We start from the raw sequence: 23094 nt of genomic DNA, 5'->3' as shown, positions 1-23094 counted from the left end.
AGTGGACAATCTGATCGCGCTGCTCGTGGCGGCGCCCCTGCTCGGGGCGGCGGTGCTGCTGTGCTGCGGGCGGCGCCTCGACAAGACCGGGCACTGGCTCGGCACCCTGCTCGCGGCGGTCTCCTTCGGCATCGGCGTGGCCCTGTTCGCCGACATGCTGGGGCGTCCGGCCGACGAGCGCACCATGCGGCAGTTCCTGTACAGCTGGATCCCGGTGGAGGGCTTCCAGGCGGACGTCGCCTTCCGGCTGGACCAGCTGTCGATGACGTTCGTCCTGCTCATCACGGGTGTGGGCACGCTCATCCACGTGTACTCGATCGGGTACATGGAGCACGACGAGCGCCGCCGCCGCTTCTTCGGCTACCTCAACCTGTTCCTCGCGGCGATGCTGCTGCTGGTCATCGCCGACAACTACCTGCTGCTGTACGTCGGCTGGGAGGGCGTGGGCCTCGCCTCGTACCTGCTCATCGGCTTCTGGCAGCACAAGCCCAGCGCGGCGACCGCCGCGAAGAAGGCCTTCCTGGTCAACCGGGTCGGCGACATGGGCCTGTCGATCGCGATCATGCTGATGTTCACCACGTTCGGCACGTTCGCGTTCGGGCCGGTGTTCGCGTCCGCGGACAAGGCCTCCGAGGGGATGCTGACGGCGATCGGCCTGATGCTGCTGCTCGCCGCCTGCGGCAAGTCGGCCCAGGTGCCGCTGCAGTCCTGGCTCGGCGACGCGATGGAGGGCCCGACCCCGGTCTCGGCGCTCATCCACGCGGCGACCATGGTCACCGCCGGCGTCTACCTGATCGTCCGCTCCGCGGCGATCTTCAACGGGGCACCGGACGCACAGCTCGTCGTCACCATCGTCGGAGCGGTCACGCTGCTCTTCGGTGCGATCGTCGGTTGCGCGAAGGACGACATCAAGAAGGCCCTCGCCGGGTCGACGATGTCGCAGATCGGCTACATGGTCCTCGCCGCCGGCCTCGGCCCGATCGGCTACGTGTTCGCGATCATGCACCTGGTCACCCACGGCTTCTTCAAGGCCGGCCTCTTCCTCGGCGCCGGTTCCGTGATGCACGGCATGAACGACGAGGTCGACATGCGCAAGTACGGCGGCCTGCGCCGGTACATGCCGATCACGTTCGTGACGTTCGGGCTCGGCTACCTCGCCATCATCGGCTTCCCCGGCCTGTCCGGCTTCTTCTCCAAGGACAGGATCATCGAGGCGGCCTTCGCGAAGGGCGGCACCGAGGGGTGGATCCTCGGCTCGGTGGCCCTGATCGGCGCGGCCATCACCGCGTTCTACATGACCCGCGTCATGCTGATGACCTTCTTCGGGGAGAAGCGCTGGCAGCCGGCGCCCGACGCCGACGCCGTGCCGGGCGTCGAGCCCGGCACCGAGCACCACGCCGGCGAGCTCCCGCACCCGCACGAGTCCCCGAAGTCCATGACCGCCCCGATGATCGTGCTGGCCTTCGGCTCGGTCTTCGCCGGCGCGTTCTTCGTGATGGGCGACCGCTTCCTGAACTGGCTGGAGCCCGTCACCGGGTACGAGCACGGACACCCGCCGGTCAGCGCCCTGACCGTGACCCTCGCGACGACGGCCTGCCTCGTCGTCGGCGTCGCGATCGCCTGGGCCATGTACGGGCGCCGGCCGGTGCCGGTCACCGCCCCGCGCGGCAGCCTGCTCACCCGGGCCGCCCGCCGGGACCTGCTCCAGGACGACTTCAACCACATCGTGCTGGTGCGCGGCGGCGAGCACCTGACCCGCTCGCTCGTCTACGTCGACCACAGCCTGGTCGACGGCGTCGTCAACGGGACGGCCGCCTCGGTCGGCGGCCTCTCGGGCCGCCTGCGCAAGCTGCAGAACGGCTACGCCCGCAGCTACGCGGTCTCGATGTTCGGGGGCACGGCGATCCTCATCGCCGCGACCCTGCTGATGAGGGCGGTGTGAGATGTCCCTTCCCCTGTTGACGGTGACGGCCGCGGTCCCCGCGGTCGGAGCGGTCCTCACGGCGGCCGTCCCGGCCGCCCGCCGGACCGCCGCCAAGTGGCTCGCCCTGCTCTTCTCCCTCGCCACCCTGGCCCTGGCCGTGCTCGTCGCCGTCCGCTTCGACCCGGGCGGCGACCGCTACCAGCTCACCGAGTCGCACGCCTGGATCGCCGACTTCGGCGTCCGCTACCAACTCGGCGTCGACGGCATCGCGGTGGCGCTGATCGGACTGACCGCCCTGCTGGTCCCCTTCGTCATCGCGGCCGGCTGGCACGACGCCGACCCGCTGGAGACCAGCTCCTCGCGCTGGCGGCCGACGCAGGGCTTCTTCGCCCTGATCCTGATGGTCGAGGCGATGGTGATCATCTCCTTCGAGGCCACCGACGTCTTCCTCTTCTACATCTTCTTCGAAGCCATGCTGATCCCGATGTACTTCCTCATCGGCGGCTTCGGAGACCGCGCGCACGGGGGCTCCGACGAGAACGCGGCCGCCCAACGGTCCTACGCGGCGGTCAAGTTCCTCCTCTACAACCTGGTCGGCGGCCTGATCATGCTGGCCGCCGTCATCGGGCTGTACGTGGTCGCCGGGAACTTCTCCCTCCAGGAGATCACCGCTGCCCGCGCCGCGGGCACCCTGGACATGTCGACCGACATCGAGCGGCTCCTCTTCCTCGGCTTCTTCTTCGCCTTCGCCGTCAAGGCCCCGCTGTGGCCGCTGCACACCTGGCTGCCGAACGCGATGGGCGAGTCCACCGCCCCGGTCGCCGTGCTGATCACCGCGGTCGTCGACAAGGTCGGCACCTTCGCGATGCTCCGCTTCTGCCTCGGCCTGTTCCCCGAGGCCAGCAAGTGGGCCACCCCGGCGATCCTCGTCCTGGCCCTGATCAGCATCGTCTACGGTGCGCTGGTCGCCGTCGGGCAGCGCGACATCAAGCGGCTGGTCGCGTACGCGTCGATCTCGCACTTCGGCTTCATCATCCTGGGCATCTTCGCGATGACCTCCCAGGGGCAGTCGGGCGCGACGCTGTACATGGTCAACCACGGCCTCTCCACCGCGGCCCTGATGCTCGTCGCCGGGTTCCTGATCTCCCGGCGCGGCTCGCGGCTCATCGCCGACTACGGCGGCGTGCAGAAGGTCGCCCCGGTGCTGGCCGGCACCTTCCTGATCGGCGGCCTCGCCACCCTGTCGCTGCCCGGGCTCGCCCCGTTCGTCAGCGAGTTCCTGGTCCTGGTCGGCACGTTCGCCCGGTACCCGGCCGTCGGCGTCGTCGCCACCGTCGGCATCGTGCTGGCCGCCCTGTACACGCTGGTCCTCTACCAGCGCACCATGACCGGCCCGGTCCGCGACGAGGTGCGCAGCATGCCGGACCTGCGCGCACGCGAACTCCTCGTCGTCGCCCCGCTGATCGCACTGCTGATCGGGCTGGGCGTCTACCCGAAGCCGCTCACCCAGATCGTCAACCCGGCGGTGGAGTACACCATGGCGGACGTCAAGCAGACCGACCCCAAGCCCTCCGTGCCCGCGCAGAGCGTGGCTGCCGAGGCCGAGAACGGGGAGGCCGCGAAGTGAGCACCGTGACTTCGACCCACGGCCTGTGGGCGGTCGCCGCACAGGCACCGATCGACAGGATCCCGGCCCCGCACATCGAGTACACCCAGCTCGCGCCCACGCTGATCGTGGTGGGCGTGGCCGTCGTCGGCGTCCTCGTCGAGGCCTTCGTACCCCGCACCGCCCGCTACCCCGTCCAGGTGTTCCTCGCCGTCGCCGCCCTGGCCTCCGCGTTCGCGGCGGTCGTCGGCCTCGCCGCCGCCGGGTACGCGGGCGAGAAGGCACACGTCGCGGCCATGGGCGCCGTCGCCGTGGACGGGCCCGCCCTCTTCCTGCAGGGCACCATCCTGCTGGCCTCGCTCGTCGCCCTGTTCACCTTCGCCGAACGGCACCTGGACCCGGCGGCGCACGGCAAGCGGGTGGACTCCTTCGCCGCCCAGGCGGCGTCCGTACCGGGCAGCGACAGCGAGAAGGCCGCCGTCAAGGCCGGCTTCACCACGACCGAGGTCTTCCCGCTCGCCCTGTTCGCGATCGCCGGGATGCTGATCTTCCCGGCGGCGAACGACCTGCTGACGCTGTTCGTCGCCCTGGAGGTCTTCTCCCTCCCGCTGTACCTGCTGTGCGCCCTCGCCCGCCGCCACCGGCTGGTGTCGCAGGAGGCGGCGGTCAAGTACTTCCTGCTCGGCGCCTTCTCGTCGGCGTTCCTCCTCTTCGGCATCGCGCTGCTCTACGGCTACGCGGGTTCCGTCTCGTACGCGGCCATCGCGGACGTGGTGGACGGCACCGTCACGAAGATCGACCCGGCCCTCGCCGACACCATGGGCAACGACGTGCTGCTGCTGGTCGGCGGGGCGCTCGTGCTGATGGGCCTGCTGTTCAAGGTCGGCGCGGTCCCCTTCCACATGTGGACCCCGGACGTCTACCAGGGTGCCCCGACGCCGGTCACCGGCTTCATGGCGGCGGCGACCAAGGTGGCCGCGTTCGGTGCGCTGCTGCGCCTGCTGTACGTGGTCCTGCCGGGCCTGCGGTGGGACTGGCGGCCGGTGATGGGGGGCGTGGCCATCGTGACGATGCTGGGCGGCGCGGTGCTCGCGGTGACCCAGACCGACGTCAAGCGCCTGCTGGCCTACTCCTCGATCGCGCACGCCGGCTTCATCCTGGCCGGCGTGATCGCCACGTCGGCGCAGGGCGTCCAGTCGGTGCTGTTCTACCTGCTGGCCTACTCCTTCGTGACGATCGGCGCGTTCGCGGTGGTCACGCTGGTGCGGGACGCGGGCGGCGAGGCCACCCACCTGTCGAAGTGGGCGGGGCTGGGGCGCCGTTCACCGCTGACGGCTGCCGTGTTCGCGGTGTTCCTGCTGGCCTTCGCGGGCATCCCGCTCACCTCCGGCTTCTCCGGGAAGTTCGCCGTGTTCAAGGCGGCGGCGGAGGGCGGCGCGGGCGTGCTGGTCGTCGTCGGTGTCATCTCGTCGGCGATCGCCGCGTTCTTCTACGTCCGGGTGATCGTGCTGATGTTCTTCAGCGAGCCGAAGGCGGACGGGCCGACGGTGGCCGTGCCGTCGCCGCTGACGATGACGACGATCGCGGTCGGCGTCGCCGTGACGCTGGTGCTGGGTCTGGCGCCGCAGTACTTCCTGGACCTGGCGGGGCAGGCGAGCACCTTCGTCCGCTGACCGGTTGGCGGGTGGACGTGCCGGGGCCCGGCTCCCTCCGAGGGAGCCGGGCCCCGGTGTGTGCCAGGTGCTATCGGGTGCCGCGACGCTTCGAGGTGATCTCGGTGAGGTCGAGGTCGATGGGGAACGGGACGGCCACCTTCAGACGGTCGTGGAAGATGCCCGCGGTTCCGTAACTTCCCGTCGACGGGTCCAACTCGTAGACGTAGACCACGGCACGTCCGTCCCTGTTCTCCACCCGCCAGAAGTGGGGAATGCCGGCGCCCGCGTACTTGACCGGCTTGACGCCACGGTCTCGGCCGAAGGACTCGGGGGAGACGACCTCGATGGCGAGGCAGACGGACCCCGCAGGGAGCCGGGTCTGGTTCAGATCGCCGATGGCGCTCTCGTCCACGACGATGACATCGGGTTCGGGACGGTTGTGACGGTCGATGTCGATCGTGAACTCGCGGAAGACTTCCAAGCCCGGTGGCTGCTGATCCTGCAGCTGCCAGGTGAAGAAGTCGACCGCACGCATATGGAATCGAGTCTGCGGACTCACGAAGACCAGGCTCCCGTCGATCAGCTCCGTGTGCGGAGGCAGGTTGGGAAGCCGGTCGAGGTCGTCGGCCGTCCAGCCGCCCGCGGGCGGGACGGGCCAGTGGTACGTCGGCTCGGGGTCCTCGGGGTCGACGCTCATAGGTAGTGCTCCCATGCGACGGAGTCTCGCGAGTCCGTCCAGCGTATCGCCGGGGATCCGTTGCGGACCGCTCGCACGTGTGAGCGCGCGGCGGAGTGTTGACCATGTGCGCACGACACTCGCTCATGGCATATGCGCACCGGCCCGAGTGCCCGACGGGGCGCCCGGGCCGGCGGGGCGGACTAGCGGGTGGGCACGATGCGGCCCGTGACCTCGCCGAGGCCCACGCGGGTGCCCTCCGGGCCCGGGGCCCAGGCGGTCATGGTGACGGTGTCGCCGTCCTCCAGGAAGGTGCGCTTGCCCTCGGCCAGCTCGATGGCGTCGCGGCCGTTCCACGTCAGCTCCAGCAGGGAACCGCGCTGGGCGACCTCGGGGCCGCTGACGGTGCCGGAGCCGTACACGTCGCCGGTGCGCAGGGAGGCGCCGTTGACCGTCATGTGGGCGAGCTGCTGGGCCGCGGTCCAGTACATCGTCGAGAACGGCGGCTGCGCGACCTCCTGCCCGTTGATGGAGACGGTGATGTGCAGGTCGAAGCCGCCGGGCCGGTCGGCGTCGGCGTCGTCCAGGTAGGGCAGCAGCGGGAAGTCGCGGGCCGGCGGGGCGACGCGGGCGGCGTCGAGGGCCTCCAGCGGGGTCACCCAGGCGGAGACGGAGGTGGCGAAGGACTTGCCGAGGAAGGGGCCCAGCGGCACGTACTCCCAGGCCTGGATGTCGCGCGCCGACCAGTCGTTGAGGAGGAAGAGCCCGAAGACGTGGTCCTCGAAGTCGCCGAGCGCGACGGGGCTGCCCAGCTCGGAGGGGGCGCCGACGAGGAAGCCGACCTCGGCCTCGATGTCGAGCTTGACCGACGGGCCGAAGACGGGCGCCGGGTCGGCGGGGGCCTTGCGCTGGCCGGAGGGGCGGACGACGTCGGTGCCGGAGACGACGATGGTGCCCGAGCGGCCGTGGTAACCGATCGGCAGGTGCTTCCAGTTGGGGGTGAGCGCGTCGCCGTCGGGGCGGAACATGCGGCCCACGTTGGTGGCGTGGTGCTCGCTGGCGTAGAAGTCGACGTAGTCGGCGACCTCGTACGGCAGGTGCATCGTGACCGCGTCGAGGGGCAGCAGGTGGGCTTCGACCGTCCCGCGGTGGCCGGGGTCGGTGACCCAGGCGGTCAGCGCGCGGCGCACGTCGCGCCAGGCGGTGCGGCCGGCGGCCAGCAGGGGGTTGAGCGAGGGCTGCCCGAGCAGGCCGGCGTACGGGGAGCCGAGCGCCTCCGCGGCCGCCCCCGCGTCGAGCACGTGCCCGCCGATGCGCACGCCGATCCGGCGGCGGGAGTCGCCGGCGGTGGAGAAGACGCCGTACGGGAGGTTGTGCGGCCCGAACGGGTCGCCCTCGGGGACATCGAGGGGGCTCTGCTGGGGCATGGGGTACTGCCTCGCTTTCGATGCGGTCCGGGGGGTGTCCCGGGGGCTGGTTGATACGTTACGTGGCTGCCGGGGCCTGTGGGAGGCCGGATTCGGGCGCTATTTGTAGGACTTGTCCACTGAGGTCCGTATCCTTGCGCCGTGACTTCCGCTCCGCCTTCGGCCCCCCCTTTCTCTCTCATCGCCACTGACCTGGACGGGACCCTGCTGCGCGCCGGAGACACCGTCTCCGCCCGCTCGTACGCCGCACTCGCGACGGCGCGCGCCGCGGGCGCCCAGCACATCATCGTCACCGGGCGCCCCGTTCCTCAGGTACGCCATGTCCTTGACAGCCTTGGGTATACGGGGCTCGCGGTGTGCGGGCAGGGCGCGCAGGTGTACGACGCGGCGCGCGGGCATCTGCTGCACGCCGTGGAGATGGAACGGGAGCTGGCGGAGGAGGCGCTCGGCAAGATCGAAGCCGAGATCGGGGAGGTCTGGGCGGCCGTCGACCAGGACGGCGTGGACGCCGCGATGCTGATAGGGCCCGGCTACCGGATGCCGCACCCCCACCTGCCGACGGTGCGGGTGCGGCAGCGGGCCGACCTGTGGGCCGCGCCCATCAACAAGGTGCTGCTCCAGCACCCGGAGCTCGACGACGACGAGCTCACCGAGCTGGCGCGGGGGGTCGTCGGCCACATGGTCAACGTGACCATGGCGGGGGAGCACACGGTGGAGCTCCAGCCGCTCGGGGTGGACAAGGCGAGCGGGCTGGCGCTGGCGGCCGAGGTGCTGGGGGTCGGGGGCCCGCGCACCATCGCCTTCGGGGACATGCCGAACGACGTCCCGATGTTCGCCTGGGCGGCGCACGGGGTCGCCATGGCGAACGCCCACCGCGAACTGGTCGCCGTCGCGGACGAGGTGACGCTGTCGAACGAGGACGACGGCATCGCGGTGGTGTTGGAGCGGCTCTACGGCTGACCCGCGCGCGTGCGGGGGCGGCCGCCGGGGGCCCGTCACCCCGCGGTGCGCGGCAGGCTGCGCTCCCACGTCCGGTGGAAGACGACCTCCTCCCCCTCCCTGCACACCAGTTCGTCGGAGGTGAGGAACGAGGCCCCGTCGCAGCCGATCTCCGAGCGGGTCTCGATCCGCACGTCCCAGCCCGACTCGGGCCGGTGCAGCCGGATCCGCCACGTGGAGCGGGTCCGGGCCGACAGGGCGTCCCCGTCCCGGATCTCGTACACCTCGCCCACCTCCTCGGTGGACTCCAGCCCGTCCGGGTACACCCGGGTCCCGCCGTACCGCGGGTCCACCTCCAGCCGCCACGCCCCGCGCGCGACGTCCCGTACGACGACCCGCTCCGGCCGCGGCTCGTCCAGCGTGGCCGGGACGGCCACCGGGAGCGGCGGCGCCTGTTCGGGCGGCCCGAAGGCGACGGCGTCGTCCACGGCGGGCGAGGGGAAGCGCACCGGGAGGACCAGGGCGCTGCCGGCCGGGTCGAGGGTCCAGCCGGCCTCCGAGCCGGCCCGCGGCCAGATCCACGGCCAGTACGCCGAGGACAGGGCGAGGCGGATGCGGTGGCCCGGCGCGAAGGCGTGCCCGATGCCGTGCAGCTCGAACACCACGTCCTCGTACGCGCCCACCGGCCACGGCTTCGCCAGCTCCCGGCCGAGCCGCGCCGACAGGTTCAGCGCGCCCCGCGTGACCAGCGTGGACGAGCCGTCCGGTGCGACGTCGCAGAGGCGGGCGGCCACCTGCCCGTACGGGACGTCCATCCGCAGCCGCAGCGTGACCTGCGGGCGGCCCAGGATCTCCAGCGGGGCCCCGCCCGCCACCGGGAACTCGAAGCAGGCGGACTTCGCGTCCTCCTCCCGCTGGTCCGGCGGCAGGTCGGCGTCGTTGCCGTACGGCCGGAACCGGCCCGCGTCCAGGCCGGTGTGCTGCGGCGAGGCGACGGCCACCGGCGTGCCCTGGAGCCCGTACGTGACGGAGGTGACGGCGGGGGAGGGCCAGGCCGGATCGCCGGTCCAGCGGCCGGGCAGTTCCTCGTACGTGGTCGCCGGCGGATGGGAGGCGGAGATCCAGGACCGCAGCAGGGGCTCGTCCATCACCCCGTTGGGGGATCCCCTCAGCCAGTGGTCCCACCAGCGCAGCGTCTCCTGGAGGAAGCCGATCGAGGGACCCGGCGGCAGCCCGCGGTCGGGGTACTGGTGCGACCAGGGGCCGATCAGGCCGCGCACCCGGTCGGCAGGGAGGTGGGAGACCAGCCGCAGCACCGTGTCCCGGTACGGGTCGTGCCAGCCGCCCACGGCGAGGACCGCCGCGCGGACGGCCCCGTAGTCCTCGCAGACGCTGCCGTGCATCCAGTGCGCGTCGCGGGTCTGGTGGGCCAGCCAGGTGTGGACCGGCGGTTCGACCGACTCCAGCCGGGCCAGCCACTGCTCGCGCCAGCCGTCGCCGGCGTACCGCGGGTCCGGCGGGCGGGCGGCGAAGGCCAGCAGGGTCGCCGACGCGGCGTGCAGGTCGGCGGCCAGCACCGAGCCGCCCGAGTGGTGCGCGTCGTTGTCGAAGCGGTCGTCCGTCGAGCAGACGGTGACGACCGCCTTGAGGGCCTCGGGCGCGAGCGCGGCGATCTGGAGGGAGTTGGTGCCGCCCCACCCGATCCCGAACATCCCCACGGACCCCGTGCACCACGGCTGCGCCGCCAGCCACTCCACCACCGCGACCCCGTCCGTCAGTTCCCGGTCGCCGTAAGGCTCGCCCGGGCTGCCGCCGCTGCAGCCGTGGCCTCGGACGTCCACCCGCACCGAGGCGTAGCCGTGGCCCGCGTACCAGGGGTGGCGCTGGCCGTCGCGCGGGGCCGTCCAGTCCGTCAGCCGGTACGGGAGGTATTCGAGCAGGGCCGGGACGGGCTCCGCCGTGAGCGGACGCCAGATCCGGGCGTACAGCTCCACGCCGTCGGGCATGGGGATGCGGACGTCGTCGTGGGCGGTCTCGTGGGGGAAGGCGGTGCGGATGGTCACGTCCATGCGGCCGTCCGCCTCCTCGGGGCACCGGCGGTGGGGGCGGGCCGCGCGGGCGTCAGCCATCCGACGGCCGCCATACGGGTGGCCGCGGCGCCGTCCGCGGCGACCGGCTCCGCCGGGTCCTCCCTCTCGGTCACAGTTCTGGACAAGACGCGCTCTCCGGTTGTCTCGGCTCATCACGAACATACCGGGGTATTCGGGGCGATGCGTCGGCGCTTCGGGCGTGGCGGTGGGACGGGTGCTCTCGGTGATCGAAATCGGACCGGATAGGCTGGCTTGAGTGAAGGCAGCGACACATCGACAATCCAGGTGATCGTCAGCGTGATCGTCAGCAGACAGGAGTACCCCTCGTGACCGTCGTCGGGCCGTTCGGACTGAGCGTGCGGGACCAGGCTCTTGAGACCGATGTCCAGGCCGGACTGGCCGCCGTCGAGGCGGGTCTGCTGGAGGCCACCAAGAGCGAGGTCCCCTTCATCACCGAATCCGCGCAGCACCTGGTCAAGGCCGGTGGCAAGCGGTTCCGGCCGCTGCTGGTCATGCTCGCCTCCCGCTTCGGCGACCCCTACGCGCCCGGCATCGTGCCCTCCGCGGTGGTCGTGGAGCTCACCCACCTGGCGACGCTCTACCACGACGACGTCATGGACGAGGCGGACGTGCGCCGCGGCGTGGCCAGTGCCAACGCCCGCTGGGGCAACTCGGTGGCCGTCCTGACGGGTGACTTCCTCTTCGCCCGCGCCTCGCACATCCTGGCGGACCTCGGCCCCGAGGCCGTGCGCATCCAGGCCGAGGCCTTCGAGCGGCTGGTGACCGGCCAGATCCTGGAGACCGCCGGCCCGCGCGACGGCCGCGACCCGGTCGCCCACTACCTCGACGTCATCGCCGGCAAGACCGGCTCGCTGATCGCGGTCTCCGGCCGGTTCGGCGCCCTGATGTCCGGCGCCGACGAGTCCGTCGTCGACATCCTGACCCAGTACGGCGAGCGTCTCGGCACCGCCTTCCAGCTCGCCGACGACGTCCTCGACATCGCCTCCGACTCGCACGAGTCCGGCAAGACCCCCGGCACCGACCTGCGCGAGGGCATCCCGACGCTGCCCGTGCTGCGGCTGCGCGAGATGGCGGCGGCCGGCGGCGACCCCGCCGACCTGGACCTCGTACGCCTCCTGGACGGCGACCTGACCGACGACGCCCGGCACGCCGAGGTGCTCGCCCGGCTGCGGGTCCACCCCGCGCTGGAGCAGGCCCGCCGGGACACCGTCCGCTACGCGCAGGACGCCCGCGCCATGCTCGCACCGCTGCCGGACTGCGCCGCCAAGGCCGCGCTGGAGGAGCTGTGCGACGCGGTGGTGCACCGCGCGGGCTAGTCCCCGCGGGGCCCGGACGGCACCGGGTACGACCGAGGTCACACACGGGGCCCTGCATCCCCTACGGGTAGTGGATGCAGGGCCCTCGCCATGTCATCCCCTGGGCGTACACGGAGTTGAGTCCGCGGAGTGACGCCCCGACCCCCTCCTCTTTGGTCAGATGGAGATACATCCCCACCAGAACGGGTGAGAGTGGCGGCGCGGGGTGGACACGTACGTGCATGAAGGAAGGCCGCCGCCGTACACAAAGAGGTAGGGCAGACATGGCAACGAACGCAAAGTCCCGCAAGGCCGCCCGGTACGCCGTACCGGTCGCCGTGGCGGGCGTGGCCGCCGCGACGGTGGCGATGGTCCCGGCCTTCGCGAACGCCGGCAGCCCGGACCTGCCGAAGGTGACGGCGCAGCAGCTGATCGAGAAGGTCGCCGCGTCGGACGTGGAGCAGTTCTCCGGCAGCGCCAAGATCAGCACCGACCTGGGGCTGCCGTCCTTCGCGGGCGGTCTCCTGGGCGGCGCCGGCGGCGGGGGCGTCACCGGCGGGTCGGCCGACCCGCAGGAGAAGCTGACCCAGCTGGCGAGCGGCAGCCACACGCTGCGGGTCGCGGCCGACGGGCCGGACCACCAGAAGATCACGTTCGTGGACGGCAAGGACGAGTACAGCCTGATCCACAGCGGCGCGGACGTCTGGGGCTACGACAGCAAGGCCAACGAGGTCTGGCACGAGAAGGACCCGGAGGCCGGCAAGACGGCCGGCAAGGACCACAAGAAGACCGCCGAGCGGCTCGGGGCCTCCCCGCAGCAGATGGCCCAGGAGATCCTCAAGGCCGCCGGCCCGACGACGGACGTCAGCGTCGGCGACAACGCCCAGGTCGCCGGGCGGGACGCGTACCAGCTGGTGCTCAAGCCCAAGCAGAGCGGCTCCACGATCGGCTCCGTCAAGATCGCCGTGGACGCGAAGAACGGCGTGCCGCTGCGCGTGCAGCTGCTCGCGGCCGAGGGCGGCAAGCCCATCGTCGACGCCGGCTTCACGAAGGTCGACTTCGCCAAGCCCGCCGCCGACACCTTCGCCTTCACCCCGCCCAAGGGCGCCAAGGTGACCGAGGGCAAGGCCGGCGGCCGCGAGGGCGGCCCGGACCACGGCAAGGAGTTCAAGGGCCTGGAGGCCTTCCCCGGCCTCGACGCCCTCACCGGTGGCGCCGGCAAGGACGGCAACGGGGACGTGAAGGTCCTCGGCGAGGGCTGGTCGACCATCGCCCGGATCGACACGGGCGCGGGCCGCAGCCTGAAGGACCTGGAGAACGACAAGAACGCCCCCAAGGAGGCCAAGCAGTTCCTCAACTCCCTCGGGGACAAGGTCTCCGGAGGCTTCGGCGAGGGCCGGATCTTCAAGACCCGCGTGGTCAACGCGCTGATCACGGACGACGGCAAGGTGTACGTCGGCGCGGTCACCAAGGACGCGCTGGTCCAGGCGGCCACGGCCAACAAGTAGGCCGCGGCGGCCCTGTGGGGCCGCACAGCGAAGGGTGGGCGGGGGCTGTGTGCCCGCCCACCCTTCGCCCGTTCGGGCCGTGTGTACAGCAGTCCCGCTGTACCGTGGGGACCATGCCGAGACATGTCACCATCCGCCTGGACGAAGAGTTCCACGACCGCCTCAAGGCGCGCGCGGCGGCACAGGGGACGACGGTCACCGCGCTGATCACCGAGGTAACGGAACGCGAGCTCGACGAGGACCGGAAGAACTTCCTTTCCGGCATAGAGGAGTTCGCCGTTCACTGGGGCTACTTCCAGGAGCGGTTCGGCCATTGAAGATCACCATGGAGTGGGCCTGGACCGCTCTGGCCCACCATCTCCCGTCCGATCCCGCCGTGTGGGATCCCTCCGGGGTGGCCGCCGCGGTCGCCCGGCACCAGAACGACCTCGTCATGGTGCCCGAGCAGCCCGCCCCCGACACCGCGTGGCGGGCCGCCGCGTTCCTGCACACCCTCGCCGTGTGCCCGGCGCTGGAATCGCCGATGAACGAGTTCTACACGGCCGCCGCCACCCGCTCCTACCTGCGGGTGGCGGGGGCCAAGCAGCTTCCCTCGCCCGAGCAGCTCGGCGACCTGGTCGAGGCGGCGAAGCTGGGCCGCGCCGACATCGGCACCGTGGCCGAGGAACTGCGCGCCCTCATCAGGGAGCCGCTGGACGCCTCGCTCCAGGCTCCTGCCGAGGGCGCGTAGCCGTGGTCGTGGCCGGCCGGGTCAGAACGTGATCCGCCAGCTGTTGATGTAGCCGACGTCCTGCGCGGCCGTGTCCTTGACCTGGAGCTTCCAGACGCCGTTGGCCACCTCGCTCGACGCGTTGACGGTGTACGTCTGGACGATGTTGTCGGCGCTGCCGCCGCTGCGGTTGTGCAGGTTGTAGACGGTGCCGTCCGGGGCGACCAGGTCGACGACCAGGTCACCGCGGTAGGTGTGGACGATGTTCACGTCGACCTTGGTGGTGGCCGGGGCGTTGCCCGTCACGCCGGAGACCGTGATCGGCGAGTTCACCGCGGCGCCGGGGGAGTCCGGGATGTTCACGTCCGCCGTGTTCTCGAAGGACGGGCCGGGCGGAACCGGGGTGGCCGCCCCCAGGTTCCAGACGGCGTAGGCGACGGCGTCCGCGTTGCGGTCCAGGGCGGTGTCGTTGATGTTCGCCGTGGTGTCGCAGGAGGAGTGGTAGCAGCGGTCGAAGGCCTGGCCGGCCGTGCCGCCCCACTTCTGCGCCTGGGCCGCCGTCTTGGTGTAGTCGGCGCCCGTGAACAGGCCGCCGACCGGGATGCCCGCGTTCTTGAACGGGGCGTGGTCGGAGCGCCCGTCGCCCTCGGTCTCTATCTCGGTCGGTATGCCCAGGCCCGAGAAGTAGGTCTTGAAGGTCTGCTCGATCGTCGGGTCGTCGTCGTAGACGAAGTAGCCCGGGTTCGGCGAGCCGATCATGTCGAAGTTCAGGTAGCCGGAGATCTTCGCCTTCTCCGTGCTCGACAGGCTGTTCACGTAGTACTTCGACCCGACCAGGCCGAGTTCCTCCGCACCCCACCAGCCGAACCGCAGGTGCTTGGTGGGTTGGAGCTGTGCGCGCGAGACGGCCAGGGCGGTCTCCAGGACGGCGGCGGACCCGGACCCGTTGTCGTTGATGCCGGGACCGGAGGTCACCGAGTCCAGGTGCGAGCCGGCCATCAGCACCGAGTCCGGGTCGCCGCCCGGCCAGTCGGCGATCAGGTTGTAGCCGGTCGCGCCGCTGGAGGTGAACGTCTGCAGGGTGGTGGTGAACCCGGCCGCGTCCAGCTTGCCCTTCACGTAGTCGATCGAGGCCTTGTAACCGGCCCTGCCGTGGGCGCGGTTGCCTCCGTTGGCGGAGGCGATGGACTGGAACTGGGCCAGGTGCGCCTTGACGTTGGCCACCGGGATGTCGGGCGGGGTGGGGGCCGCGGTCGCCGCCGTGGGCGAGGCCAGTGCGGCGGGGGCGGCGGGGGCGAAGAGGCCGGCGACCGCGAGCGCGGTCACGGCAGCAAGGCGCCGAGGGACGAACAGGCTCATGTGGGGGCTCCGGGGATTCCGTTGGGGATTGAACGGAACGTGCGGGGATAGAGCAGGTGAGCGATCGTGCGTCAGTGCGCCTGATGTTGAGCGAGAGTATGACTGTCAGTCAAGACCGCGTTTCGGTCAGGGTCGTTCGGAAAACGGACGATCCCCGTCACGGTGGTTCCGTGGCGGGGATCGTGGGGGTATTGGGGCGCCGGGCGGCCCTACGCGCGCTCGGGTTCCGGAGCGGCGGCCGGCTGGGGGGCGCTCGCCGCGGCCGCGTCCAGGCGGGCCCGGGAGCGGCGTGCCGTCCGCAGGGCGTCCCAGGTCAGCAGCGCGAGCGCGGCCCAGACCAGGGAGAAGCCGGCCCACCGCTCGAAGGGCATGGCCTCGTGGAAGTACACGACGCCGAGCGCGAACTGGAACACCGGCGCCAGGTACTGGAGCAGTCCGAGCGTGGACAGCGGGACCCGGATCGCGGCCGCCCCGAAGAAGACCAGCGGGATCGCGGTGACCAGGCCGGTCGCGGCGAGCAGCGCCGAGTGCCCGAGGCCCTCGGTGCCGAAGGCGGACCGGCCCTGGGCGCCCAGCCACAGCAGGTAGCCGAGGGCGGGCGGGAAGAGCAGGGCCGTCTCGGCGGCCAGCGACTCCACGCCGCCCATGCCCAGCTTCTTCTTGATCAGCCCGTAGGTGGCGAAGGAGAAGGCCAGGACCAGGGAGATCCACGGCGGCCGCCCGTACCCGATCGCGAGCACCAGCACGGCGACGAAGCCGACGCCGACCGCCGCCCACTGGGCGCGGCGCAGCCGCTCACCGAGGAGCAGCACACCGATGGCGATGGTGACCAGGGGGTTGATGAAGTAGCCGAGGCTGGATTCGACGACCGCGCCGTTGTTCACGGCCCAGATGTACAGGCCCCAGTTCACGGAGATCACCGTGGCGGCCAGGGCGGTCATGCCGAGCTTGCGGGGCTCGCGCAGCAGCTCCCGTATCCAGCCCCAGCGCCGCATGACCAGCAGGAGGACGCCGACGACGCCCAGTGACCACACCATGCGGTGGGCGAGGATCTCGACGGCCCCGGCGGGTTTGAGGAGCGGCCAGAAGAGGGGGACCAGTCCCCACATCCCGTAGGCGCCGAACCCGTAGAGCAGTCCTGTGCGCTGCTCGTTCTCCGCCTTCACGCGGGCCTCCCGTCACATTCCGGCCAACCTCGTCCAAGAAACCTAGCGCTGCGGGCCTCCGGTGTCATGTGCATAGGCGGGAGATACTGATGACACCGGTGAGGTCTTGTGGGGTCGGGGCCGGGTGGACTCACGCAGGTCGCACAGACCCGGGGGGTGCCGTGCGGGGGCGTTCCGCACGGCACCGTCGCCGCGGGCTCAGGCCAGTGCGGCGGTGATGGCCTCGGCGACCGGCGTGGTCGGGCGGCCGATCAGCCGGGCCAGGTCGCCGCTGGTGTGGCCCAGGCTGCCGCGCGAGATCGCCGCGTCCACGTCGACGAGCAGGGCGGCGAAGGCCTCGGGGACCCCCGCGCCGGTCAGGGCGGACAGGTGGGCCTCGGCCGGGAGGTCGGTGTACGCGATCTCCTTGCCGGACTGCGCCGAGACCTCGGCCGCGTACTCGGCCATGCTCCAGGCCGTGTCGCCCGAGAGCTCGTAGATCCGGTTCAGGTGGCCCTCGCCGGTCAGCACGGCCGCGGCCGCGGCGGCGTAGTCGGCCCGGGCGGCGGAGGCGATCCGGCCCTCGCCGGCGCTGCCCACGACGGCGCCGTGCGCCAGGACGCCGGCCAGCTGGGCCGTGTAGTTCTCGTGGTACCAGCCGTTGCGCAGGAAGGTGTAGGGCAGGCCGGAGTCGAGCAGGGCCTGCTCGGTGACCTTGTGCTCGGCGGCCAGGTCGAAGTCGGCCTCGGGGCCGCCGAGGATCCCGGTGTAGGCGAGCTGGGCCACGCCGGCGGCCTTGGCGGCCTCGATCACCGCGGTGTGCTGGGGCACCCGGCGGCCGACCGCGTTGCCGGAGATCAGCAGGACGCGGTCGCCGGCGCGGAAGGCGTCCGCCAGGGTCTCGGGTGCGTCGTAGTCGGCGATGCGGACCTCGACGCCGCGCTCGGCCAGGTCCTCGGCCTTGGCCTTGTCGCGGACGGCGACGGCCACCTCTGCGGCCGGGACCCGCTTCAGCAGCTCCTCGACGACCAGGCGGCCGAGGGCTCCGGTGGCTCCGGTGACGACGATGCTCATGATGCTCTCCCTGGGGCGGGTGTGGTGCACGGGGTGTTTTCCATGCCTTCCGGCTGTGACACCACCGTAGAGAAAGCGCTAACTGTTCGTAAGTACCTACTTTGAAGTAAGGTACTGGTATGGAAGTAAGTGAGACGGGCGGGCAGCGGCCACCCGTGAGCGTGAAGGCCCCGATGTGCCCCTCCCGCGGAGTACTGGAGCACGTCACCAGCCGCTGGGGCGTGCTGGTCCTGGCCGCCCTCGTGGAGCGCTCGTACCGCTTCAGCGAGCTGCGCCGCGAGGTCGGCGGGGTCAGCGAGAAGATGCTCGCCCAGACCCTCCAGACGCTGGAGCGCGACGGCTTCCTGCTGCGCGACGCCAAGCCGGTCATCCCGCCGCGCGTCGACTACTCCCTCACCGAGCTGGGGCGCGAGGCCGCCGAGCAGGTGTGGGCGCTGGCGCGCTGGACCGAGCGGCGCACCCCCGAGGTGCAGGCGGCGCGGGCCGCGTACGACGAGGCCCGGAGCTCCTGAGGAGGAGGCTCCGGGCCTGTGGGGCGTGCGGGACGTGGGGGCGTACGGACCTGCGGGTCGATCCGCGAGCGGCCGCTAGGTTCTGTTTCCTGGATCAGGTGCGGAGCCAGATGGTGAGGGCTGCCAGAGTGACCGTTCCGAGGTAGACGTAGGCGCGTTTGTCGTAGCGGGTGGCGACTGCCCTGAAGTTCTTGAGGCGGTTGATCGCCCGCTCGACGACGTTGCGTTTCTTGTACCGGTCCTTGTCGAACCCGGTGGGCCGTCCGCCGGCAGAGCCTCGTCTGCGGCGGTTGGCGCGCTGGTCCTTGGGCTCGGGAATGGTGTGCCGGATCTTACGTTTCCGCAGATAGCGGCGGTTGCTGCGGGAGCTGTAGGCCTTGTCAGCGCTGACACTGTCAGGCCGGGTGCGGGGCCTGCCCGGCCCGGGGCAAGGCACGTAGATCTTCTCCAGCACGGCCTCGAACTGCGGGCTGTCCCCGCACTGTCCGGGCGTGAGGACCAGCGAGAGCGGGCGGCATCGCCCGTCGGCGGACAGGTGGATCTTCGTGGTAAAGCCGCCTCGCGAGCGCCCTAAGCACTCGCCTGCCTCACCACCTCCGCCAGCCGGGCAGACAGCCTCCGCAACACTGGATCGCCCTGGTTTGCCCCGCTGCGGGCCCCCTTTTGAGGAGCAACCGGCGGCGGGGCCGCCTTCCGCGCGCCAGCCGCGTGCTGGTGGGCTCGCGTCGTAGTGGAGTCCACCGACACGGCCCAGTCGATCCCGTCCGCGGAGTTCTCGGCGGCTTGCACCCGCGTCAGCAGCAACTGCCAGGTGCCATCGGCCGACCAGCGGCGATGCCGCTTGTAGACGGTCTCCCACGGCCCGAACCGTTCCGGCAGATCCCGCCACGGCACACCGGTCCGCACCCGGAACAGCACCCCGTTAATGACCCTCCGGTGCTCGCTCCACCGGCCACCACGTGCCCCACCACGGGGCAGGAACGGCTCCAGCCGTTCCCACTCCGCATTCGTCAGATCTCCTCGCCCCACCATGCTGGCCAGCATGAACTCGACAACGTGATCACGTCAGGAGATCCAGGAAACAGAACCTAGCCGACGACCGTCCAGGTGTCGCCGCCGGCCAGCAGCGCGCCCAGGTCGCCCTTGCCCCTGCGCTCGACGGCCCGGTCCAGCTGCTCGGCCATGAGCGTGTCGTACACCGGCCGCACCACGCTGCGGAACACCCCGATGGGCGTCTGGTCCAGCGTGTCGGGGTCGGCCAGCCGGGACAGGGCGAAGGCGGTGGTCGGGCTGGCGCCGTGCGCGTCGTGGACCAGGATCCGGGCCTCGTTCTCCGCGGTCACGTCGACGACCTCCAGGTCGCCGGTGGCCGGATCGCGCACGACGCCCTTGTGCCCGCCCGCGCCGAAGCGGATCGGCTGCCCGTGCTCCAGCCGGATCACCGCCTCCTCGGCCCGGTCCTTGTCCTTCAACACCTCGAAGGCGCCGTCGTTGAAGATGTTGCAGTTCTGGTAGATCTCCACCAGCGCCGTGCCCGGGTGGTCCGCGGCCGCCCGCAGCACCTCCGTCAGGTGCTTGCGGTCGGAGTCGACGGTGCGGGCCACGAAGGACGCCTCGGCGCCCAACGCCAGCGACACCGGGTTGAAGGGTGCGTCCAGCGACCCCATCGGCGTCGACTTGGTGACCTTGCCGAGCTCGGAGGTGGGGGAGTACTGCCCCTTGGTCAGCCCGTAGATCCGGTTGTTGAACAGCAGGATCTTCAGGTTGACGTTCCGCCGCAGCGCGTGGATCAGGTGGTTCCCGCCGATGGACAGGGCGTCGCCGTCACCGGTGACGACCCACACCGACAGGTCGCGGCGCGAGGTGGCCAGCCCGGTCGCGATGGCCGGGGCCCGGCCGTGGATGGAGTGCATCCCGTACGTGTTCATGTAGTACGGGAACCGGGACGAGCAGCCGATCCCGGAGACGAAGACGATGTTCTCCCTGGCCAGCCCGAGCTCCGGCATGAAGCCCTGCACCGCGGCCAGCACCGCGTAGTCGCCGCAGCCGGGGCACCAGCGGACCTCCTGGTCCGACTTGAAGTCCTTCATGGACTGCGCGGCCTCGGCCCTGGGCACCAGGGACAGCAGGGTCGGGGCGTCGGTCACCTCAGTCATTGACGGCCTCCTCCAGAACCTTCGCGAGCTGCTCGGCCTTGAACGGCATTCCGTTGACCTGGTTGTACGACCGGGCGTCGACCAGGTACTTCGCCCGGAGCAGGGTCGCGAGCTGTCCGAGGTTCATCTCCGGCACCACCACCTTGTCGTAGCCCCGCAGCACCTCGCCGAGGTTGCCCGGGAAGGGGTTCAGATGGCGCAGGTGGGCCTGCGCCACGGGCACTCCGGCGGCCCGCAGCCGCCGGACGGCGGCCGTGATCGGGCCGTACGTGGAACCCCAGCCGATGACCAGGGTCCGGGCGCGGTCCGGGTCGTCGACCTCCACGTCGGGGACCTCGATGCCGTCGACCTTGGCCTGCCGGGTGCGGACCATCAGGTCGTGGTTGGCCGGGTCGTAGCTGATGTTGCCCGTGCCGTCCTGCTTCTCGATGCCGCCGATCCGGTGCTCCAGGCCCGGGGTGCCCGGCACCGCCCACGGGCGGGCCAGGGTCTGCGGGTCGCGCTTGTACGGCCAGAAGACCTCGGTGCCGTCCGCCAGCTCGTGGTTGGGTCCCGCCGCGAACTGCACCCGCAGGTCGGGCAGCTCCACCGGGTCCGGGATCCGCCACGGCTCGGAGCCGTTGGCGAGGTACCCGTCGGAGAGCAGGAACACCGGCGTCCGGTACGTCAGCGCGATCCGGGCCGCGTCCAGCGCGGCGTCGAAGCAGTCCGCCGGCGTGCGCGGGGCGACCACCGGCACCGGGGCCTCGCCGTTGCGCCCGTACATGGCCTGGAGCAGGTCCGCCTGCTCCGTCTTGGTGGGCAGGCCCGTGGAGGGGCCGCCGCGCTGGATGTCCACGATCAGCAGCGGTAGCTCCAGCGAGACCGCGAGGCCGATCGTCTCGGACTTCAGCGCCACACCGGGCCCGGAGGTGGTGGTCACGCCGAGGCTGCCGCCGAAGGCCGCGCCCAGCGCCGCGCCGATGCCGGCGATCTCGTCCTCGGCCTGGAAGGTGCGCACGCCGAAGTTCTTGTGCCGGCTCAGCTCGTGCAGGATGTCCGAGGCCGGGGTGATCGGGTACGAGCCCAGGTAGAGCGGCAGCTCGGCCTGCCGGCTCGCCGTGATCAGACCGTAGGCCAGCGCCAGGTTCCCGGAGATGTTGCGGTAGGTGCCGGTCGGGAAGGCGCGGGTGGCCGGGGCAACCTCGTAGGACACCGCGAAGTCCTCGGTGGTCTCGCCGAAGTTCCAGCCCGCACGGAACGCGGCGACGTTCGCCTCGGCGATGACGGGCTTCTTCGCGAACTTGCGGCGCAGGAACGACTCCGTGCCCTCGGTCGGCCGGTGGTACATCCAGCTCAGCAGGCCCAGCGCGAACATGTTCTTGCTGCGCTCGGCCTCCTTGCGGGAGAGCCCGAAGTCCTTCAGCGCCTCGACCGTCAGGGTCGTCAGCGGTACGGGGTGGATGTTGTAGGCGCCCAGCGAGCCGTCCTCCAGCGGGGAGGTCTCGTAGCCGACCTTCGCCATGGGGCGTTTCGTGAATTCATCGGTATTGATGATGATCTCCGCGCCGCGCGGTACGTCCCCGATGTTCGCCTTCAGTGCCGCCGGATTCATCGCGACCAGCACGTTCGGGGCGTCGCCCGGCGTCAGGATGTCGTGATCGGCGAAATGCAACTGGAACGAGGAGACGCCCGGCAGGGTTCCGGCGGGGGCGCGGATTTCGGCGGGGAAGTTCGGCAGGGTGGAGAGGTCGTTCCCGAAGGACGCCGTCTCCGAGGTGAACCGGTCGCCGGTGAGCTGCATACCGTCACCCGAGTCACCCGCGAACCGGATGATCACCCGATCGAGGCGGCGCACTTCCTTGCCACCGCCCGGGCCCGGGGGCGTCCGCTGCTCGCCGAGGACGGCCGTCTCGGCCCCCTCGGCCCCGTCGGCCTGCTCGGCTGGGCTACTGACCTGGCTGGTCACTGAACTGGACCTCCTTCGAGGCTCGGCGTTCCCGCTCCCACGGCCAACCCTACGTCGGTACGCCTGCCCTTATCGGAAACGTTCATACTCCGTGCCGTCTTCCGAAGGGTGGGCGGACGGCGGAATTCCGCGGCATTTCAAGGGATCCGCAGGGATTCTTGGATTCCGTTTCCCGGTGCCGTGCGGAAAAGCGTGGGAGCCCGATGGTGTGAGCCCGGTGCGGCCGGAAGTGGTACGCACTCTTCCTGACAGGGTGTCAGTCGATCAGGGGCCGGGACAAGGCCGGACCGGGAGCGGGGGTGCCGTCGCGGCCCGCCGCGGCCGGCCGCGACGGGCCGCCGGCCACCGCGGCCGCATGCCGCCCGGCCGCCGCGGGTCAGGACCGGAGGTAGGTCAGCACCGCGAGGACGCGGCGGTGGTCGCCCTCGCTCGGCGACAGCCCGAGCTTCATGAAGATGTTGCCGACGTGCTTCTCCACCGCCCCGTCGCTGACCACGAGCTGCCTGGCCACCGCCGAATTGGTCCGGCCCTCGGCCATCAGGCCCAGCACCTCCCGCTCGCGCGGGGTCAGCCCCGCCAGCACGTCCTGCTTGCGGCTGCGGCCCAGCAGCTGGGCGACCACCTCGGGGTCCAGGGCGGTGCCGCCCCGGGCCACCCGCACCACCGCGTCCACGAACTCCCGCACGTCCGCCACCCGGTCCTTGAGCAGGTACCCGACCCCGGTACTGGATCCGGCCAGCAGTTCGGTGGCGTACTGCTCCTCCACGTACTGCGACAGCACCAGCACGCCGATGCCCGGGTACTCCCGCCGCAGCCGTACGGCGGCCCGCACGCCTTCGTCGGTGTGCGTCGGCGGCATCCGCACGTCGGCGACCACCACGTCCGGCAGCGCGTCCTCCGCCGCGAGCTCCGCCACCGTCTTGACCAGGGCCTCCGCGTCCCCGACGCCCGCGACGACGTCATGCCCCCGGTCGGTCAGCAGACGGGTCAGACCCTCCCGCAGCAGCACCGAGTCCTCCGCGATGACCACCCGCACCCTGTCTTCCACGA

18 protein-coding genes and 1 pseudogene are annotated in these 23094 nt (G+C 71.3%); 9 read left to right on the top strand and 10 right to left on the bottom strand.

Annotated features, from left to right (window positions below):
* Nucleotide 1: 1 nt before the first annotated feature.
* The 3 genes from nuoL to nuoN are packed head-to-tail and all read left to right on the top strand — an operon-like array spanning nucleotide 2 to nucleotide 5203.
* A complete protein-coding gene (gene nuoL, locus ACSHWO_RS14790) occupies nucleotides 2–1942 on the top strand; it encodes an NADH-quinone oxidoreductase subunit L (protein ID WP_438312322.1) in 1941 nt (646 codons plus the stop codon).
* A 1-nt stretch (nucleotide 1943) separates the two neighbouring features.
* Entirely contained in the window at nucleotides 1944–3551 is a 1608-nt protein-coding gene (locus ACSHWO_RS14785) for an NADH-quinone oxidoreductase subunit M (protein WP_438312320.1), read from the top strand.
* A 5-nt stretch (nucleotides 3552–3556) separates the two neighbouring features.
* Nucleotides 3557–5203, top strand: a complete 1647-nt coding sequence (nuoN, locus tag ACSHWO_RS14780) for an NADH-quinone oxidoreductase subunit NuoN (protein WP_438319098.1) — start codon at nucleotides 3557–3559, stop codon at nucleotides 5201–5203.
* A gap of 70 nt (nucleotides 5204–5273) precedes the next feature.
* Here the strand turns inward: nuoN and ACSHWO_RS14775 are convergent, their stop codons facing one another.
* Together ACSHWO_RS14775 and fahA are read right to left on the bottom strand one after the other, a co-directional pair.
* Nucleotides 5274–5882: a Uma2 family endonuclease gene (locus tag ACSHWO_RS14775; RefSeq protein ID WP_438319096.1), complete on the bottom strand. Its 609-nt coding sequence runs from the start codon at nucleotides 5880–5882 to the stop codon at nucleotides 5274–5276.
* 182 nt (nucleotides 5883–6064) lie between these two features.
* Nucleotides 6065–7288, bottom strand: coding sequence for a fumarylacetoacetase (gene fahA / locus ACSHWO_RS14770; RefSeq protein WP_385849315.1), 1224 nt, complete (start codon nucleotides 7286–7288; stop codon nucleotides 6065–6067).
* A 141-nt stretch (nucleotides 7289–7429) separates the two neighbouring features.
* Here fahA and ACSHWO_RS14765 point away from each other — a divergent pair, with 141 nt between their 5' ends.
* Nucleotides 7430–8248, top strand: a complete 819-nt coding sequence (locus tag ACSHWO_RS14765) for an HAD family hydrolase (RefSeq protein WP_361090862.1) — start codon at nucleotides 7430–7432, stop codon at nucleotides 8246–8248.
* Between the two features lie 35 nt (nucleotides 8249–8283).
* On the opposite strand, the gene ACSHWO_RS14760 is transcribed toward ACSHWO_RS14765, so the two are convergent.
* Nucleotides 8284–10290, bottom strand: a complete 2007-nt coding sequence (locus ACSHWO_RS14760) for a CocE/NonD family hydrolase (RefSeq protein ID WP_438319094.1) — start codon at nucleotides 10288–10290, stop codon at nucleotides 8284–8286.
* A 353-nt stretch (nucleotides 10291–10643) separates the two neighbouring features.
* Between ACSHWO_RS14760 and ACSHWO_RS14755 the strand changes: the two genes are divergently transcribed.
* The 4 genes from ACSHWO_RS14755 (at nucleotide 10644) to ACSHWO_RS14740 (ending at nucleotide 13871) form a co-directional block, all read left to right on the top strand.
* Nucleotides 10644–11654 (top strand): polyprenyl synthetase family protein, encoded by a 1011-nt coding sequence (locus tag ACSHWO_RS14755; RefSeq protein ID WP_385849314.1) that lies wholly within the window; start codon nucleotides 10644–10646, stop codon nucleotides 11652–11654.
* Between the two features lie 263 nt (nucleotides 11655–11917).
* Nucleotides 11918–13141: a LolA family protein gene (locus ACSHWO_RS14750; RefSeq protein ID WP_361090856.1), complete on the top strand. Its 1224-nt coding sequence runs from the start codon at nucleotides 11918–11920 to the stop codon at nucleotides 13139–13141.
* 113 nt (nucleotides 13142–13254) lie between these two features.
* Nucleotides 13255–13458, top strand: coding sequence for a plasmid partition protein ParG (locus tag ACSHWO_RS14745; RefSeq protein WP_361090853.1), 204 nt, complete (start codon nucleotides 13255–13257; stop codon nucleotides 13456–13458).
* Nucleotides 13455–13871, top strand: a complete 417-nt coding sequence (locus ACSHWO_RS14740; protein WP_361090850.1) for a hypothetical protein — start codon at nucleotides 13455–13457, stop codon at nucleotides 13869–13871. Before ACSHWO_RS14745 ends, ACSHWO_RS14740 begins: the two co-directional genes overlap by 4 nt.
* A gap of 21 nt (nucleotides 13872–13892) precedes the next feature.
* Here ACSHWO_RS14740 and ACSHWO_RS14735 read toward each other — a convergent pair whose 3' ends face one another.
* The 3 genes from ACSHWO_RS14735 to ACSHWO_RS14725 form a co-directional block, all read right to left on the bottom strand.
* The gene (locus ACSHWO_RS14735; RefSeq protein WP_361090847.1) at nucleotides 13893–15209 is read right to left on the bottom strand and encodes a M28 family metallopeptidase; all 1317 of its coding nucleotides are present in this window, start codon (nucleotides 15207–15209) and stop codon (nucleotides 13893–13895) included.
* A 209-nt stretch (nucleotides 15210–15418) separates the two neighbouring features.
* A complete protein-coding gene (rarD, locus tag ACSHWO_RS14730) occupies nucleotides 15419–16375 on the bottom strand; it encodes an EamA family transporter RarD (protein ID WP_438312316.1) in 957 nt (318 codons plus the stop codon).
* Nucleotides 16376–16573: 198 nt separating this feature from the next.
* Nucleotides 16574–17428 carry an SDR family oxidoreductase gene (locus ACSHWO_RS14725; protein WP_438312313.1) on the bottom strand — a complete coding sequence of 285 codons (855 nt, stop codon included), beginning with the start codon at nucleotides 17426–17428 and terminating at the stop codon, nucleotides 16574–16576.
* A gap of 119 nt (nucleotides 17429–17547) precedes the next feature.
* Between ACSHWO_RS14725 and ACSHWO_RS14720 the strand changes: the two genes are divergently transcribed.
* Nucleotides 17548–17940, top strand: coding sequence for a winged helix-turn-helix transcriptional regulator (locus ACSHWO_RS14720; protein ID WP_438312311.1), 393 nt, complete (start codon nucleotides 17548–17550; stop codon nucleotides 17938–17940).
* A 94-nt stretch (nucleotides 17941–18034) separates the two neighbouring features.
* Here ACSHWO_RS14720 and ACSHWO_RS14715 read toward each other — a convergent pair.
* The 4 genes and pseudogenes from ACSHWO_RS14715 to ACSHWO_RS14700 form a co-directional block, all read right to left on the bottom strand.
* A pseudogene (locus tag ACSHWO_RS14715) lies at nucleotides 18035–18969 on the bottom strand (IS5 family transposase).
* Between the two features lie 59 nt (nucleotides 18970–19028).
* Nucleotides 19029–20096, bottom strand: coding sequence for a 2-oxoacid:ferredoxin oxidoreductase subunit beta (locus tag ACSHWO_RS14710; RefSeq protein WP_438312309.1), 1068 nt, complete (start codon nucleotides 20094–20096; stop codon nucleotides 19029–19031).
* A complete protein-coding gene (locus ACSHWO_RS14705; RefSeq protein ID WP_361090832.1) occupies nucleotides 20089–22044 on the bottom strand; it encodes a 2-oxoacid:acceptor oxidoreductase subunit alpha in 1956 nt (651 codons plus the stop codon). The genes ACSHWO_RS14710 and ACSHWO_RS14705 overlap by 8 nt, the downstream gene beginning before the upstream one ends.
* Before the next feature lie 376 nt (nucleotides 22045–22420).
* Nucleotides 22421–23080 (bottom strand): response regulator transcription factor, encoded by a 660-nt coding sequence (locus tag ACSHWO_RS14700; protein ID WP_438319092.1) that lies wholly within the window; start codon nucleotides 23078–23080, stop codon nucleotides 22421–22423.
* Nucleotides 23081–23094: the final 14 nt, after the last annotated feature.

Origin of the sequence: Streptomyces pallidus (ex Mingjun et al. 2026), from assembly GCF_051550185.1 — a bacterium.
Lineage (GTDB): Bacteria > Actinomycetota > Actinomycetes > Streptomycetales > Streptomycetaceae > Streptomyces.
The sequence above is the reverse complement of the archived record's forward strand: the minus strand, read 5'-3'. Positions and strand labels throughout refer to the sequence as shown.

Excerpts from the sequence above, each read along its gene's own strand:
- ACSHWO_RS14785 (WP_438312320.1), top strand. The coding sequence starts at position 1,944 with ATGTCCCTTCCCCTGTTGACGGTGACGGCCGCGGTCCCCGCGGTCGGA.
- ACSHWO_RS14775 (WP_438319096.1), bottom strand. The coding sequence starts at position 5,882 with ATGAGCGTCGACCCCGAGGACCCCGAGCCGACGTACCACTGGCCCGTC.
- fahA (WP_385849315.1), bottom strand. The coding sequence starts at position 7,288 with ATGCCCCAGCAGAGCCCCCTCGATGTCCCCGAGGGCGACCCGTTCGGG.
- ACSHWO_RS14750 (WP_361090856.1), top strand. The coding sequence starts at position 11,918 with ATGGCAACGAACGCAAAGTCCCGCAAGGCCGCCCGGTACGCCGTACCG.
- ACSHWO_RS14745 (WP_361090853.1), top strand. The coding sequence starts at position 13,255 with ATGCCGAGACATGTCACCATCCGCCTGGACGAAGAGTTCCACGACCGC.
- ACSHWO_RS14735 (WP_361090847.1), bottom strand. The coding sequence starts at position 15,209 with ATGAGCCTGTTCGTCCCTCGGCGCCTTGCTGCCGTGACCGCGCTCGCG.
- ACSHWO_RS14725 (WP_438312313.1), bottom strand. The coding sequence starts at position 17,428 with ATGAGCATCGTCGTCACCGGAGCCACCGGAGCCCTCGGCCGCCTGGTC.
- ACSHWO_RS14720 (WP_438312311.1), top strand. The coding sequence starts at position 17,548 with ATGGAAGTAAGTGAGACGGGCGGGCAGCGGCCACCCGTGAGCGTGAAG.
- ACSHWO_RS14710 (WP_438312309.1), bottom strand. The coding sequence starts at position 20,096 with ATGACTGAGGTGACCGACGCCCCGACCCTGCTGTCCCTGGTGCCCAGG.